The organism is Variovorax sp. 05N34 (assembly GCF_056397405.1).
This window is the reverse complement of record NZ_JBFTNI010000008.1, coordinates 282999-296887: the sequence shown is the minus strand read 5'-3', so window position 1 is coordinate 296887 and position 13889 is coordinate 282999. Positions and strand designations below refer to the sequence as shown.

At 65.2% G+C, this 13889-nt stretch carries 15 protein-coding genes; 8 read left to right on the top strand and 7 right to left on the bottom strand.

Going from position 1 to position 13889, the window contains the following annotated elements; all coding sequences use genetic code 11:
- Positions 1-15: 15 nt before the first annotated feature.
- The 6 genes from AC1DMA_RS22390 (at position 16) to AC1DMA_RS22365 (ending at position 6147) form a co-directional block, all read left to right on the top strand.
- A complete protein-coding gene (locus AC1DMA_RS22390; protein WP_478145527.1) occupies positions 16-951 on the top strand; it encodes an ABC transporter permease in 936 nt (311 codons plus the stop codon).
- A gap of 350 nt (positions 952-1301) precedes the next feature.
- A complete protein-coding gene (locus AC1DMA_RS22385; RefSeq protein ID WP_478145526.1) occupies positions 1302-2189 on the top strand; it encodes an ABC transporter permease in 888 nt (295 codons plus the stop codon).
- Positions 2190-2213: 24 nt separating this feature from the next.
- Positions 2214-3263, top strand: coding sequence for an ABC transporter ATP-binding protein (locus AC1DMA_RS22380; RefSeq protein WP_478126251.1), 1050 nt, complete (start codon positions 2214-2216; stop codon positions 3261-3263).
- Positions 3260-4255 carry an ABC transporter ATP-binding protein gene (locus tag AC1DMA_RS22375; RefSeq protein WP_478145525.1) on the top strand — a complete coding sequence of 332 codons (996 nt, stop codon included), beginning with the start codon at positions 3260-3262 and terminating at the stop codon, positions 4253-4255. The genes AC1DMA_RS22380 and AC1DMA_RS22375 overlap by 4 nt, the downstream gene beginning before the upstream one ends.
- A 45-nt stretch (positions 4256-4300) precedes the next feature.
- The gene (locus AC1DMA_RS22370; RefSeq protein ID WP_478145524.1) at positions 4301-5779 is read left to right on the top strand and encodes an N-acyl-D-amino-acid deacylase family protein; all 1479 of its coding nucleotides are present in this window, start codon (positions 4301-4303) and stop codon (positions 5777-5779) included.
- Positions 5776-6147: a RidA family protein gene (locus tag AC1DMA_RS22365; RefSeq protein WP_478145523.1), complete on the top strand. Its 372-nt coding sequence runs from the start codon at positions 5776-5778 to the stop codon at positions 6145-6147. The genes AC1DMA_RS22370 and AC1DMA_RS22365 overlap by 4 nt, the downstream gene beginning before the upstream one ends.
- 17 nt (positions 6148-6164) lie before the next feature.
- Here the strand turns inward: AC1DMA_RS22365 and AC1DMA_RS22360 are convergent, their stop codons facing one another.
- From AC1DMA_RS22360 to AC1DMA_RS22345, 4 genes are all read right to left on the bottom strand, one after another.
- Positions 6165-7124, bottom strand: coding sequence for a universal stress protein (locus tag AC1DMA_RS22360; RefSeq protein WP_478145522.1), 960 nt, complete (start codon positions 7122-7124; stop codon positions 6165-6167).
- A gap of 99 nt (positions 7125-7223) precedes the next feature.
- Positions 7224-7625, bottom strand: coding sequence for a GreA/GreB family elongation factor (locus tag AC1DMA_RS22355; protein WP_478145521.1), 402 nt, complete (start codon positions 7623-7625; stop codon positions 7224-7226).
- Between the two features lie 301 nt (positions 7626-7926).
- Positions 7927-8331 (bottom strand): VOC family protein, encoded by a 405-nt coding sequence (locus AC1DMA_RS22350; protein WP_478126245.1) that lies wholly within the window; start codon positions 8329-8331, stop codon positions 7927-7929.
- A gap of 189 nt (positions 8332-8520) precedes the next feature.
- The gene (locus AC1DMA_RS22345) at positions 8521-9024 is read right to left on the bottom strand and encodes a DinB family protein (RefSeq protein ID WP_478126244.1); all 504 of its coding nucleotides are present in this window, start codon (positions 9022-9024) and stop codon (positions 8521-8523) included.
- A gap of 138 nt (positions 9025-9162) precedes the next feature.
- Here AC1DMA_RS22345 and AC1DMA_RS22340 point away from each other — a divergent pair, with 138 nt between their 5' ends.
- Together AC1DMA_RS22340 and AC1DMA_RS22335 are read left to right on the top strand one after the other, a co-directional pair.
- Positions 9163-9795, top strand: a complete 633-nt coding sequence (locus tag AC1DMA_RS22340; RefSeq protein ID WP_478145520.1) for a TetR/AcrR family transcriptional regulator — start codon at positions 9163-9165, stop codon at positions 9793-9795.
- A gap of 171 nt (positions 9796-9966) precedes the next feature.
- Positions 9967-10527 carry a lipid-binding SYLF domain-containing protein gene (locus tag AC1DMA_RS22335; RefSeq protein ID WP_478145519.1) on the top strand — a complete coding sequence of 187 codons (561 nt, stop codon included), beginning with the start codon at positions 9967-9969 and terminating at the stop codon, positions 10525-10527.
- Between the two features lie 106 nt (positions 10528-10633).
- On the opposite strand, the gene AC1DMA_RS22330 is transcribed toward AC1DMA_RS22335, so the two are convergent.
- The 3 genes from AC1DMA_RS22330 to AC1DMA_RS22320 form a co-directional block, all read right to left on the bottom strand.
- Positions 10634-11017 carry a hypothetical protein gene (locus AC1DMA_RS22330; protein WP_478145518.1) on the bottom strand — a complete coding sequence of 128 codons (384 nt, stop codon included), beginning with the start codon at positions 11015-11017 and terminating at the stop codon, positions 10634-10636.
- A 297-nt stretch (positions 11018-11314) separates the two neighbouring features.
- On the bottom strand, positions 11315-12718 hold the full coding sequence (locus tag AC1DMA_RS22325; RefSeq protein ID WP_478145517.1) for a Coenzyme F420 hydrogenase/dehydrogenase, beta subunit C-terminal domain: 1404 nt from the start codon (positions 12716-12718) through the stop codon (positions 11315-11317).
- Positions 12705-13850 (bottom strand): polysaccharide pyruvyl transferase family protein, encoded by a 1146-nt coding sequence (locus tag AC1DMA_RS22320; protein ID WP_478145516.1) that lies wholly within the window; start codon positions 13848-13850, stop codon positions 12705-12707. Before AC1DMA_RS22320 ends, AC1DMA_RS22325 begins: the two co-directional genes overlap by 14 nt.
- Positions 13851-13889 lie beyond the last annotated feature (39 nt).

The window sequence follows — 13889 nt, the reverse complement described above, 5'->3', positions numbered from 1 at the left end:
ACGCAAGCGCCAACCATGGGCTACATCCTGCGTCGCCTTGTCGCCACCCTGCCTGTCATGGCGGTGGTGGCGGTGGTGGTCTTCCTGCTGATCCATCTGTCGCCGGGAGATCCGGCCGCGCTCATCGCGGGCGACCTTGCCACCGAGGACGACATCCGCCACTTGCGCGAAGCCTTGGGCCTGAACCTGCCGATCTGGCAGCAGTTCCTGATCTGGATCGGCAAGCTGGCGACAGGTGACCTGGGCACGTCGATTTTCACGCAGGTCCCGGTGACCACCTTGCTCGGCCAGCGCATCGAGCCCACGCTGACGATTGCCTTGGTCACGATGCTCTTCACGATCCTGATCGCCATTCCGCTCGGCACGCTCGCCGCGCATCGCGCGGGCAGTTGGGTCGATCGGCTGGTGATGCTGTTCGCGGTCCTTGCGTTCTCGGTGCCCTCGTTCCTGGTGGGCTACCTGCTGGTCTACGGCTTCGCCATCCGGCTGCCGTGGTTCCCGGTGCAGGGCTATGTGCCAATGAGCGAGGGCCTCGGCCCGTGGCTGCGAAGTATCGTGCTGCCCTGCGTGAATCTCGCGCTGGTCTATATCGCACTGGTCACGCGAATGACGCGCGCGACGGTGATGGAAGTGCTGCACGAAGATTACATCCGCACGGCGCGCGCCAAGGGCCTGGGTGTGCTGCCCGTGCTGGGTCACGCGTTGCGCAATGCGGCGGTACCAATCGCGACGACGGTGGGCGTGGGCATCGCATTGCTCATCGGCGGCGTGGTCGTGACGGAGACGGTGTTCGCCATTCCGGGTGTGGGGCGGCTGGTGGTCGATTCGGTTCAACGACACGACTATCCGGTGATTCAGAGCGTGCTGCTGCTCTCTGCGGGGGTGTATGTCGTGATCAATTTGCTGATCGACTTGAGTTATCAGCTCTTCGATCCTCGGATTCGGTATTGAGATGAAGCCCATCGTGCTTGGAATGCTGAAGCGAGGGCTGGGGCGGGATCGCGCCGACGGCGTACTCTGCTCCGCGAATGTCCCCCGGCCTTTGGCCTCCTCCTTTATTTCGCTGCGCAGAGCACACCATCGTCGCGATCCATGGGCGCAGCGGTGGTTGATCCGCCGGCACAACACGAGCGTCACTGTGGCGAGGATGCCCGGTGGTCCCCGCAGCGAAATAAAGGAGGAGGCGAAGCCGGGGGACATTCGCGGAGGGGACCACCGGGCGTCCTCGCCACACACCCCCACCGCTTCAATGCAGTCTTCCACTGCATCCCATAGCTCCTGACACGAGGCACAACAACCCGATGTCCGCCGTCCCCCTATCAAAGACCGCACCACCGAGCGATGAATCGGTGTTCGTTCCTCCGCGCTGGCGGTGGGTGCGCAAGCATCCGACCCTCATCGTCGGCGCCGTGCTGCTGTTGGTCATGGCCGCGATTGCCTTGGCAGCCCCGTGGATTGCCACCCACGACCCCCAAGATATCGACCCGCTCGCGCGCATGCAGCCGCCTTCGTCGGAACATTGGTTCGGCACGGATGCACTCGGCCGCGATGTGTTCAGCCGCACTGTCTGGGGAGGACGCGTCTCGCTGATCGTCGGCATCAGCGTGGCCGTGGTTTCGACACTGCTTGGCGTGATGCTCGGGCTGGCGGCGGGGTTTGTGCGGCGCATCGATGGCTTTGTCATGCGCATCATGGATGGGCTGATGGCCATCCCCGGCATCCTGCTGGCGATTGCGCTGATGGCGGTGACGCGCGCAAGTCTCGCTACCGTGATCGTCGCGATCATCGTGCCCGAGGTGCCTCGCGTGGTGCGGCTCGTGCGGTCGCTGGCGCTCACGTTGCGCGAACAGCTCTTTGTCGAAGCCGCACACGCCGTGGGCACGCGGCTGCCGGTCATTCTGCTGCGCCATGTGCTGCCGAACATGGTCGCGCCGCTGGTGGTGCAGGCCACGTTCATCGCTTCGTCCGCGGTGCTGATCGAAGCGGCGCTTTCGTTTCTCGGTGTCGGCGTGCCGCCCACCACGCCCAGCTGGGGAAACATGATGGCTGAAGGGCGCAACTTCGTGGCCGTGGCTTTCCACATCATTCTTTATCCAGGGATGCTGCTGGCTGCCACGGTGCTCGCCATCAACCTGTTGGGCGACGGCCTGCGCGATGCGCTGGACCCGCGCCTGGCACGTCAACTCTGAAGCGAGGCTCTTCGGATGAACCGCATGGACATTCCCGCACGCACCGCGCCACCAGCAAGCAAAGGACATGGCGAGGTCCTGCTCGAGGTGGACAACCTCTACACCCGCTTCGACACGCTCGACGGCCCGGCGCGTGCAGTGGATGGTGTCTCCTACACCGTGCGCGCCGGACAGACGCTGGGCGTGGTCGGCGAATCGGGCTGCGGCAAGAGCGTCACGGCCATGTCGATCATGCGGCTTCTGCCCACGCCACCGGCACGCCTGTATGGCGCGGTTCGGCTGCGGGGCACCGATCTGCTTTCGCTCAGCGAAGCGGAGATGCGCGCCATTCGCGGCAACCGCATCTCGATGATCTTCCAGGAGCCGATGACCTCGCTCAATCCGGTGCTGACGGTGGGCCGGCAGATCGCGGAGACGGTTCGCCTGCACCAGAAGGGGAGCCGCGCCGAGGCGATGGCACGCGCGGTGGAGATGCTGCGCCTGGTGCAGATCCCGGAGCCGGAGCGCCGCGCGAAGGAGTATCCGCACCAGCTCTCGGGCGGCATGCGCCAGCGCGTGATGATCGCGCTCGCACTGGCGTGCAACCCGGAAGTGCTGATCGCCGACGAGCCCACGACGGCACTCGACGTCACCATCCAGGCCCAGATCATCGATCTGATCAAGCGCCTGCAGAAGGAGTTGGGCATGGGCGTGGTGATGATCACGCACGACTTGGGCGTGGTGGCCGAGAGCTGCGACGAAGTGGCCGTGATGTATGCCGGGCGCAAGGTCGAAGAGGCTGATGTGCAGGACCTGTTCGACCGGCCACTGCACCCCTACACCCGCGCGCTGATGGCGTCGATGCCATCGATGAACACCCGCAGCCCGCGACTGACCGAGATCCCCGGGCTCGTGCCTTCGCCGCTGGCGCCGCGCCGAGGCTGCGCCTTCGCGGCCCGCTGCAGCCTCGCCAACGCGCGCTGCAGTGCGGAGATTCCGGGCCTGACAGAGCAAGGGAACGGCCACCGCGTGGCCTGCTTCGCGGTCGAGGAAGGCCGCTATACCCCTTCCACATCGGAGGCAGCGAGCGCATGACCGCGAACAACACCCTGCTGCGGGTCGAAGGCCTGCGCAAGCACTACAGCAGGCCTGGGCGCTGGCTCTCGCGCCCGCAACCGCCGGTCCAGGCGGTGGACGATGTCTCTTTCACGGTGGCGCGCGGCGAGACACTGTCACTTGTCGGCGAATCGGGCTGCGGCAAGACCACGACAGCCAAGTCCGTGATGCGGCTGATCGAACCCACGTCCGGTTCGGTGCTGCTCGATGGCGAGGACCTTCTCAAGCTCAGTCCCACGCAGATGCGCCAGCGCCGGCGCGACGTGCAGATCATCTTCCAGGACCCCTATGCGTCGCTGAGCCCGCGCCTGAAGGCTGGCGAGATCGTGGCCGAGCCACTGAAGAACTTCGGTGATCAATCCGCCGCCGAGCGTCGCGAGCGCGTGCAGTGGTTGTTCAGCAAGGTGGGCCTGCGGCCCGAGGCGATCGACAAGTACCCTCACGAGTTCTCGGGTGGGCAGCGACAGCGCCTGGGCATCGCGCGCGCGCTGGCGATGCAGCCCAAGCTCATCGTCTGCGACGAACCGGTGTCGGCCCTCGATGTGTCGGTGCAGGCCCAGGTCGTCAATCTCTTGATGGACTTGCAGGCCGAGTTCGGGATCGCCTATCTCTTCGTCGCGCACGATCTCTCGGTGGTCCGCCACATCAGCCACCGTGTGGCTGTGATGTATCTCGGCCGCATCGTCGAATTGGCCGACCGCGACACCTTGTTCAACGCGCCGAGCCATCCTTACACGCAGATTCTGTTGTCGGCGGTGCCCGTGCCGAACCCGCGCTTGCCGGCACAGCGCATGCTGCTGCAGGGCGATCCGCCAAGCCCCGCCAATCCGCCTTCGGGCTGCCGCTTTCACACGCGCTGCCCGCTTGCCCAACCGGTCTGCAAGGAACAGGCGCCGCCGCTGTCGGCGCGCCCGGCCCCTGCCGGATCGGACGGCACGCAGGAGCACTGGGTGGCTTGCCACTTCCGTTGAGCGGCACCGCCGCCCCTTCGTTCAGGAGTCTTTCAGGAGTCGACCATGACAACCAAGCACCATGACCTGCTGATCCGCGGCGGCACCGTGATCGACGGAACGCGCGCACCCCGCTTCGATGCGGATGTGGCCGTGCGCGACGGGCGCATCAGCGCGATCGGCGATCTTCGCGATCACAGCGCAGACAGGGTGATCGAAGCCGCCGGCCGCATCGTCGCGCCGGGCTTCATCGATTCGCACACGCACGACGACCAGGCCGTGCTGTCGCAGGCGACCATGCCCTTCAAGGTCTCGCAGGGCGTGACGACCGTCATCGCCGGCAACTGCGGCATCAGCGCCGCGCCGCTGCGTGCCGAGATGGAATTGCCCATGCCGCTGAGCCTGCTGGACATGCCCGCCAAAGATCGCTTCACGACCTTCCGCGACTACCTCGATGCGTTGCGCGCGCAACCTTCGTCGGTCAACGTGGCGGCAATGGTGGGACATTCCACGCTGCGTGCCGTCACCATGGACTCCACCGACCGCGAAGCCACGCCCGAAGAGATCGCGCAGATGCAGACGCTCGTCGAAGAGGCGATGGAAGCGGGCGCCATCGGCCTTTCGACAGGCACGTTCTATCCACCGGCGGCCAAGGCCACCACCGAGGAGATCATCGAGGTCTGCCGCCCGCTCAGCGCGCGCAACGCGCTCTATGTCACGCACATGCGCGACGAAGGCGATCAGGTGATGGAGTCGCTCGACGAGACCTTCCGCATTGGCCGCGAACTGGGCGTGGCGGTCGTCGTCTCGCATCACAAGGTGCAGAACACGCAGAACTTCGGCAAGTCGCAGACCACGCTGCCGCACATTCGAGAGGCCATGAAGAGCCAGCGCATCTGCCTGGACTGCTACCCCTACACCGCCGGCTCCACCATGATCCGCGCGGACCGCGGGATGCTCGACTGCCGCGTGCTCATCGCGGACAGCCAGCCGTACCCTGAATGCGCAGGCCGCGACCTGGACGACATCGCGCGCGAATGGGGCGTCGACAAGGTCGAGGCATCGCGCCGTCTCCAGCCCGGAAGCGCTATCTACTTCCTGATGGACGAGAACGACGTGCAGCGCATCCTCGCCTTCGATGAAACCATGATCGGCTCCGACGGCATTCCACTCGGCGAGAAGCCGCATCCGCGCCTGTGGGGTACCTTCCCGCGCGTACTGGGTCATTACAGCCGCGACGTGGGGCTGTTCCCGCTGGAAACGGCGGTCTGGAAGATGACCGGTCTCACCGCACGCAACTTCGGGCTGCACGAGCGCGGCGCGCTCAAGGTCGGGCATTGCGCCGACATCGTCGTTTTCGACGCCGGCACGATCCGCGACTCAGCGAGCTACGAAGCCCCGAAGACCCCGGCCGAGGGCATCGAGGCCGTCATCGTGAACGGCCTCGTCACCTGGAAGCACGGCGCGCACACGGGAGCGCGCAATGGGCAGGTCATTACCCGGCAATCCTCGAACCCACAACAACAGCAAGGTGCACAGCCATGAACATCGAACGCATCCCCTCCCCTTTGCCGGTCCCGTTCTCCAAGGCAGTGCGAGCCGGTGGTTTTCTGTTCCTCTCGGGCGTGCTCGCGATGGACGCGAAGGGCGGCGTGATCGACGGCGACGTGCAGGTGCAGACCCGCGCCGTCCTGGAGCGCATCGCCCAGACGCTCGGCGAATGCGGCACCAGCATGGCCAGCGTGATTCGCGCGACCATCTGGCTGGCGGACCTCGCCGACTTCGCCGCTTTCAACCAGGAGTACGCAAAGCACTTCCCCGAGGGCCTGCCTTCGCGCTCCTGCGTGCAGGCCGTGCTCTACAAGGGCGCGAAGGTCGAGATCGAGGTTCAGGCCCTCGACGTTCGCCAGTGATCAAGGTTCATTGATTCTCACGCGCCACCCAGCATCGCGGCAGGATTGGGAAGGCGCGGTGGATTCGGCGCACCGGCCCTGACCCGGCGTACCTCCGGCTCTTCACTTGAAAGCCTCTTCGAAGCGGACGCGCTGGATGCGCGTTCGCAGTCGTTCGGTACCACGAGCACGTCCGTGTCCGATTGGCCGACGATGCGGTTGGCGGTGCTCTCCAGAAAGAGATCCCTCAGTCGCGACGAGGGTCGCCTGCCAACGACGATGAGCTCGGCGCCGCTGTTCTGCTGTTGCACGATCGTCTGCCGGGCAGCGTCGCCATGGCCGACGGCTGACAGCACCCGGTTGCGCCTCGAATCGTACGAATCGGTCAGCCAGAACATCCTGTCCTGCGCGTAGCGCCGGCATTCGCTGCGGTAAGACCTGATGGCCCGGTCCGAGACCTCGGCATAGCGGAGCTTCATCTCATTGGCCGTGCTCACCGCATGGAAGAGCTCGACACGCGCCGATGGATTGAGCGCAAAGCCAAGATCAACGAGCCCGCGTGACGCCTCGGAGAAATCCACGGCAACGATCAGGCTGCGGTAGTCATGTTCGGCTTCGCGTCGCACGACGAGAACGGGCCTTCGGACGGTTCGCAGCAGCTCTTCAACCGGCTGCCCCAGGAAGAATGTCCTCAAGCTTCGGACGGTGGCCGTGCCCCAGACGACGAGGTCGGCGCATCTCGCTTCGGGGAGGACATCCTCGAACGTGAACGCAAGCCTGCCTGCCGCACGCACACGAATGCCATGGCGCTGCCTGAGCTGCAGGGCGTGGTGCGTCAGCCTGCAGGCAGCATCGCCAGGGGGAGCCTCTCCGGGATATGCAAGGTAGACGAGCTTGAGCGTCGCGCCGTGCTCCGCGCACAGGAGTGCTGCTCGCGCGAGCGCGTTGTCTCCCTGCGGGGAGAAATCAGTCACGGCAAGAATGGAGTGAGGAGTCATGGCAATTCCTTTCGATCCTTTCGATACTTTCGAAAAGGCTAGCGCCAGCCTTCCAACGCGCAAGTCGCGATGAAGGGACAGCGGGGTGAAGGTCAGCGGCTACCGGGAGTAGTCCCCGGCAGCCTCGGGCTGGTACTGGATGGCGGCGATTTCGGCTTCGCACGCTTCGCCTGTGGGCGTGAGCCACTTGGCGACGTCGCCAGTCCTCAGGCCGAGGAGATTGATCCCCACCGGCGAGAGCACCGAGATGTAGCCTGCCGCAGGCTGGGCATCGCCCGGGTAGCAAATCGTGAGCACCTGGCGCCTGCGCGTATGCACGTCGACGACTTCGACGCGCGAATACATCGTGACGAGGTCAGCTGCGACGGCGCGCGAGTTCGTGACCTCCGCGCTGGCGAGCAGGTCCGCAAGCGGGGGTGGAAGCTGCTGGCCCAGGAGCTTCGTGAGCCGGGCGAAATCAAGTTCGGTGAGCGTGCGCTCGCCGTGAACAACTGCATGCATGGTTGCACTCCATCGAATGCGAGTGCCGTCTGTGAATGGCACCCGCGGACGCGCGGGGGAGGTGCCCGGCGGTGGATGGTTGCGCTGAAGAGGAGAGAGCGGACCGCCGGGCTTAGGAGTGTGCTGGCGTCAGCTGACGACGTGCCTTCTTTGCGGCCGCACGTGCGCGGGTCGCTGCGCGAAGCAGCGTGCCCGGGGCAACGAGGGAGCAAATCAAGGGGGTGGTCATGGACGCAATCATAAGCAGTCGGCATGCATTCCGCATCATTTCAGGCCGATGCCCTCACGACGCCTGCCAGATTCATGCGCCATCGACGGCCGGCGCATGACAGGCCGCGCACAGCTTGTTCCCGTCAGGATCTCGAAAGTACGCGCCGTAGTAGTTGTCGTGGTACTGAGGGCGTAGGCCGGGTGGTCCCTCGCAGATGCCACCGTTCTGCAACGCGGTTTCGTACGCGGCACGCACGACTGCGCGAGACGTCGCGGCAAAGGCGGTCATCTGCCCATTGCCGGGGTTGTGCGGCTGCCCGTTGAATGGCTTGCAGATGACGAACAACGGGCGTGCGCCCCCTTGGCTGTTCCAGCCGGCCCATGGCCTCTCTCGCTCACAGAAGCGCAGTTCGACGCCCAAGCTGTCCATCACGGCGCTGTAGAAGTTCAGCGCGCGTTCGAATTCGGTGACGCTGATGAAGATGTGGGAAAACACTTTGGCTCCTCAGGCTGGGGGACGGGCGGCGGGCTGAAAAACGATTGCAGGCAAGGTCTTTCTACGCCACTGTAGCCCGAGGATCCACAGACAGAAATGGGCCCGCTGGTCAGTCGCGCCCAGCAGGAGCGCGTGCAGCGCTATGTCCGCCCGCGCCTCGACTGACGGCCGAGCCGCAGTCGGCGCAGTTCAAGCGACGGCCCGCCTTCTCGTCGACGGTTCGGCCTCGTGCAGATAGGTGGTCAATCCATCCTTGGCCGGCGCAGCGGAATTGAGCAGCATCACTGCGCTGACCTGTCCACGATGGCCTGTTCCGTGCGTGATGACGTGCATGAGCATCTCCTCCCGCGACATGCAGCCTGGCGCACCGTCAGTGAAGACGAAATCGATGGGTTCGGCCAGCTGGTCCGCATCGAGCGTCGACACATAGTCGATGTACGCCTGGTCGCTCTTTCTGAGATCAGCGGATAGATCGCGCAGGGTCGGCATGTCCGTCAAGTTGGCCGACGTGTAAGCGTGGGCTTCTCGCTTCATGTGTGCGGCGAATATGCGATCGACCACATAGGTGTGGCTCAAAGCCCTGACTGCCAATGGAGTGATCGCGGACTTGTCGTCCAGCCGGGCCAGCGCCGTCAAGAGCTGGTCGTTCGCCCAGGCCTTGTATCTGAAGAGGCGGTGCAGTGTGTCGTCCATTTCATGGGTCTCCTGAAGGTGTGCGCGCGACCGGACCGTGGGTGCAAGAAGAAGGGGCTCCTGAGTGCATTCCGTGCGCGTGTACTTAGAATACGAGCGAACATTTGCTTTTTCTACTCGCATTGGCGGCAGTCAAAAATGGCACGAAAGCCGGTCATTGGCCCCAGGAAAATCGCCACCCAGGCACGATCGCGCGCCACTGTGGACAGCCTCGTCGAGGCAACTGCTCGCATTCTGGTCAAGGAGGGCTTCGACAAGGCCAGCACCAATCGCATCGCGGAGGTGTCGGGGATAAGCGTCGGTTCGCTCTATCAGTATTTCCCGAGCAAGGAGGCTCTCGTGGTCGCAGTGATCGAGCGCCACCAACACCAGATCATGCGAACAGTACGCAGTGGCCTGGCACGAGTCTCGTCGGAGCCGCTGCAGGAGGCCATGCGCCAATTCGTCAGGATTGCGGTGAAGGCCCACCGTGTCGATCCCGAGCTGCATCGAGTGCTCGCGGAGCAGATTCCGCGCATTGGAAAGCTCGAGAAGGTAGAAACCTTCAGCCGCGAAAACTTCGGTCTGTTCAGGGACTATCTCGAAGGCGTCCGGGACGAGCTTGGAGTCAAGGACCTCGAGCTCGCATCCTTCGTATGTGTCACGACCATCGAGGCGTTGACGCATAACGCGGTGCTGCACTATTCAAAGGCGCTGACGGAACACCAAATGGAAGCGCTCATCGACGAGGGTGCGCGGCTTGTGACTGGCTATCTGAAAGGCCATGGCTGAAAGCATGTCCGAGCGCCGCGGATGCATCCCTTGTCCTACGCGCCCCTGGCTCCCATTCTCAAAATTCATGCGTATGCGCCTATCGGCAAATCAGGGAATGTCCGACGTCCTCACGTCCGGCGTATGGAAGACTTTCGGGCGGATCCGCACGACTCGTGAAAGGAGAACGCAGTGAAACGTCGCAAGCTACTCGTCATTGGTGCATCGCTGGCATCGTTGCTGGCCGGCGGTGCCTACGCACAGGACAAGCCCGCCAAGCAGGCCGAGATCAGGGCAAAGGCCATGCAGGCGCTCGAGGACTTCTACAAGGCCGATCCCAAGATCAAGACCGCCGTAGGCAAGGCCCCCGGCTACGCCGTGTTCACGACCTACGGTTTGAGCTTCGGGCTTGGCGGAGCGGGCGGGAAAGGCATAGCCCACGACAGCAAGTCCAAAAAGGACACATACATGAACATCGCTCAGGCGAGCGCAGGCCTGCAGATCGGGGCCTCCGATACGCGCTATCTCTTCGTGTTCAAGGACGCCAAGTCGCTGGCCGACTTCATCGACAACGGCTGGGATGCCTCGGCCGGCGCTGCCGCAGGCGCGGGAACCGGCAGGGACGAGGCCAATGTTGGGGCGGGTGCTGTCGCGTTCTCGGGCGGCACCGCTTACGTGCTGACCAAGGCCGGCTTGCAGGCGGGGGTGTCCCTCGGAGGCTCGAAGGTCTGGAAGGACAAGGACCTGAACTAAGCGCCGTGTTCAAACAACCGACGCCTATTCCATGCGCCGGCTGCGCGCCGGGCATGCTCGGCTCTTTTCTACGATGGTGAGCTTCAGGAGCGCGCAGCCCATGTCGCTACTGCTTGCTGCCAGTGGCATCGTGCGCCTGCTGGTTGCCGAAAGTCAGTGGCGCCGTGTTGCAAGCGAGCACTGTTTGCCCCGTGCCGGTCAGTTTGATCAGAACCAGTGCCGTGTCTTTGGTACCCGGCTCTCCGCCGTCGGTGAAGGTAAATGCAATTTCTGCCGGCAGTCCATTGAAAGTACCGGTTCCCGCTCCGTCGAAGGTATCAAAGCCTGCATTCGGCGGCTGTTGGATAGCGTCAGTGTCACTACAGACTGCCTTCGTCAGCGTGGTCAGATGGAAGTTGTCGCCGCCCGACAAATTGATCTCGAGATTGTTGGGCTCGGCCAAAGTGGCCGGTGGATCGCCCTTGCAATGCAGCTCAAAGCCGTGCGTCACTTTTTGTTGGCTCTGGTCACTGCACACAAAGCTTCCGCCCCCCGGTCATCCGACCGAGTTGATGAGCCCACGTGGGACCCATCGTCGTCGCCGCAGCTATGGCGGCGGAGCAAAGCACAGCCTTTCCTAGCAGTTTGTTCATGATCTCTTCCTCTGCCCCGCCACGGGCGGTGATTCCAGGGCCAAAGCCCTCCACTCAGGAGGTTGAACAAACAGGCGCAAGGGCCCATCGGGCGGCAAACGTTTTACTCCGCGTCAAGGCCGCCCTCCATATCACCAATGGCTTATCCCGGCGCCTCAATCATCGGGCGCGAACCGCGCCACCAACGCACCCAGGCGTCCGGTGGAGTGCGCCAGGCCCTGGTAGATCGCCCGCACGCCCAGTGCCCAGCCCACGTACAGGCGCGTCGCACCGGTTAGCCGCGCCAGGCGGAAGAGGTGCCGGCTCCAGAAGGTGATGGATGCACGCGCGCGATAGATCAACTTGCGCCGCCACGGCAGGCCGGCGTCGGGCATGACGCGCTTGCGCGGGCGCAGGCCGCGGCGCCGCCATGTCAGCCGGTAGGCGAGCCCTTCGCGGCGCTGGCGCAGGCCGGCGGCCTGCGTGCGCGCGACGAAATCCGCATCGACCGCCTCAAGCGCCAGCCGGCCTTGCGCGATGGCGTCATGCACCATGGCGTGCAGGTGCGCCGACCGGATGATCACCACGTTGTTCCCACGGCCATCGGACGCATAGGGCTCCACCCACGCGTCGCCGAACGAGATGTCCGCGGTCTCTGCGACGACGTCGTCGCAGACGTTGCACGCAGCGTTCTGGAAGAAGCCCGCGCCCCAGTCGCCTTCGGCCAGATGGAACCAGTCGCGCTGCGCCGTGCGCCCGTCGCGAAGCTCGAAACGCGCGGTGTACCAGTTGGCCGGCCGCCGCGCGTCCTTCAGCCGATAGTCCATGCCGCGCACCTCGTCCAGCGGGACGTCCATTTGCCACGCAAAGCTCTCGGCCAGGCGCGTGCTCTTCATGTGCCCGCAGAACAGGCCCAGCGTGAAGGACACGCGCGCCTTGAGCACCGGGTCTTCCTGGCGCAGCAGCTGGATGGCCTTGATGAAGCACGGCACGCCGACCACGGCGTAGCGGCCTGGCGTGGCGCGAATCGCCTCGAGCACGCCCGACAGCTCCACCGGGTAATAGCGCGACTTGGCGCCGGCACACACCTCGTCCACCGTGCGCGACAGTCTGTAGGCGAAGAGGCGTTCGCCGTCGCTTGCCTTGCCGGGGCAAACGTGCGCCACGGCATCCACTTGCCCGGTGCGCAGCAGTTCGGCGGCAGTCCAGCTGACCATGCCGCCTGAACTGCCCCGCTCGCGATGCCCGCACTCTGCCGCGTGCCCGACGTAGGCGGACTCGAATCTGCCCACGCGACCATCGGCATGGGCGGCGGACGGAAAGAGAGCGGCGGCCAGCGTCGTCTCGTCGTTGGCGGCGGGCGAGAAGGGACAGGTGCGCGCAAAGTCGGGCGCGCCGCGCCGCAGGCGACGGGCAGCGCCGGTGGGCTTGAACTCGCCGTCACGGTCCAGTCTCATCCGGATTGCGCCGGCAGTGCCGGCCTGCGCTGAACACGCCGCGCAGCTCCCGCAGCCGATGCACATGCCGGCGCGAACGATGTTGGCAGGGCTGACCGCGAGGGTGCCATCATGCGACGGCATGGCGGGGACCTTCGGCCTGCTCGGCTGCGACGTCCAGCGCTTCGTCCAGCCAGGCGTCCGACGCAGCGCGCAGCACCTGCAGGCGCGCCTCGATGGCGAGCGACGGCGCCTGCGACAGGCGCGCATCGATATCCGCGGAGCTTGCTCCTGGCCCGGCGAGATGGTCGTCCGCTTCCATCAGGGCGAGCAGGTTGCGGATCTTCACCGCGCGGTATGACGACTCCTCACACACGAAGGGCCTGTGGTGGCGCAACGCGAAAACGCAGCCGTGGAAGAAGTTCGTTGCGACCGCGTCGGCACGTGCCATGAAGCGGGCGAAATCTTCAGGCCCGGCGGTAAGCCATTGCGTGTCGCACCAGTCGTTGCGGTAGCCGATGCTGGCCAGGACCAGGCCGCGACGGTCGGCCCATGCGCGCAGCAGCGCAGCAAAACCCGGGCTGAAGTTGTGGCCGTAGACCGCCACATGGGGCTTGGCCGCGCCGCCGCCGGTGAATGCGCTCGCGCCCACGTGCGGAAATTGAAGGCAAGGGTCGAGCACGACGGGCGGCGCCGTGCCCAGTGCGCCAGCCACGAGCGCCTGGGCGTTGGCATCGCGAACGGCAATGGCGTCGAAGTTCCCGAGCCATCCACGCCACGGCGCGGGAAGGCCGCGCTCGGCGCTGTAGTTGCCGAAACTCGCCGCATAGGCAATGCGCCGCCGCGCCCGCAAGCCTTCGCCATAGAACAAACTGCACCGGCCGTACCACGGGTGCGCGAGGTTCCAGACTTCGTCGCTGCCGACGACCACCGTGTCGACCGGCGCCATCTGCACGGGGTCTTCCAGCGAGAACGGCCGCGACAGCGGCAGCGCGGCAACGGCCTGCAGCAGCGCCCGCGTCTTCCGTGCATACGCCGAACGTTCAGCTGCGCTGGTCGGCAGCGGCAGCACGGGATTCAAGGCGCAGCGCCACTCGGCCCAGTCCACGCGCCGCGAACGGTGATCGAGCACCTGGACGTGGTGACCTCGCGCCTGCAGCCCTTCGACCAGGCAACGCGTCTGCCAATAGGAGCCGTAGTTGATGCAACGGTGGAACGTGAGCACACCGAGGGAGGAGGACGGCGCCGAGGAGGGCGTGCGAAAAGGAGCCAGCATGCGTGCAACGCTAGGCAGCGCTGCTCGCCTCTGGCGTCG

What these genes read in the sequence shown, in the direction of transcription:
- AC1DMA_RS22365 (WP_478145523.1), top strand. Translation starts at nt 5,776, where the DNA reads ATGAACATCGAACGCATCCCCTCCCCTTTGCCGGTCCCGTTCTCCAAG.
- AC1DMA_RS22370 (WP_478145524.1), top strand. Translation starts at nt 4,301, where the DNA reads ATGACAACCAAGCACCATGACCTGCTGATCCGCGGCGGCACCGTGATC.
- AC1DMA_RS22320 (WP_478145516.1), bottom strand. Translation starts at nt 13,850, where the DNA reads ATGCTGGCTCCTTTTCGCACGCCCTCCTCGGCGCCGTCCTCCTCCCTC.
- AC1DMA_RS22345 (WP_478126244.1), bottom strand. Translation starts at nt 9,024, where the DNA reads ATGGACGACACACTGCACCGCCTCTTCAGATACAAGGCCTGGGCGAAC.
- AC1DMA_RS22375 (WP_478145525.1), top strand. Translation starts at nt 3,260, where the DNA reads ATGACCGCGAACAACACCCTGCTGCGGGTCGAAGGCCTGCGCAAGCAC.
- AC1DMA_RS22325 (WP_478145517.1), bottom strand. Translation starts at nt 12,718, where the DNA reads ATGCCGTCGCATGATGGCACCCTCGCGGTCAGCCCTGCCAACATCGTT.
- AC1DMA_RS22340 (WP_478145520.1), top strand. Translation starts at nt 9,163, where the DNA reads ATGGCACGAAAGCCGGTCATTGGCCCCAGGAAAATCGCCACCCAGGCA.
- AC1DMA_RS22360 (WP_478145522.1), bottom strand. Translation starts at nt 7,124, where the DNA reads ATGACTCCTCACTCCATTCTTGCCGTGACTGATTTCTCCCCGCAGGGA.
- AC1DMA_RS22355 (WP_478145521.1), bottom strand. Translation starts at nt 7,625, where the DNA reads ATGCATGCAGTTGTTCACGGCGAGCGCACGCTCACCGAACTTGATTTC.
- AC1DMA_RS22385 (WP_478145526.1), top strand. Translation starts at nt 1,302, where the DNA reads ATGTCCGCCGTCCCCCTATCAAAGACCGCACCACCGAGCGATGAATCG.
- AC1DMA_RS22390 (WP_478145527.1), top strand. Translation starts at nt 16, where the DNA reads ATGGGCTACATCCTGCGTCGCCTTGTCGCCACCCTGCCTGTCATGGCG.
- AC1DMA_RS22380 (WP_478126251.1), top strand. Translation starts at nt 2,214, where the DNA reads ATGGACATTCCCGCACGCACCGCGCCACCAGCAAGCAAAGGACATGGC.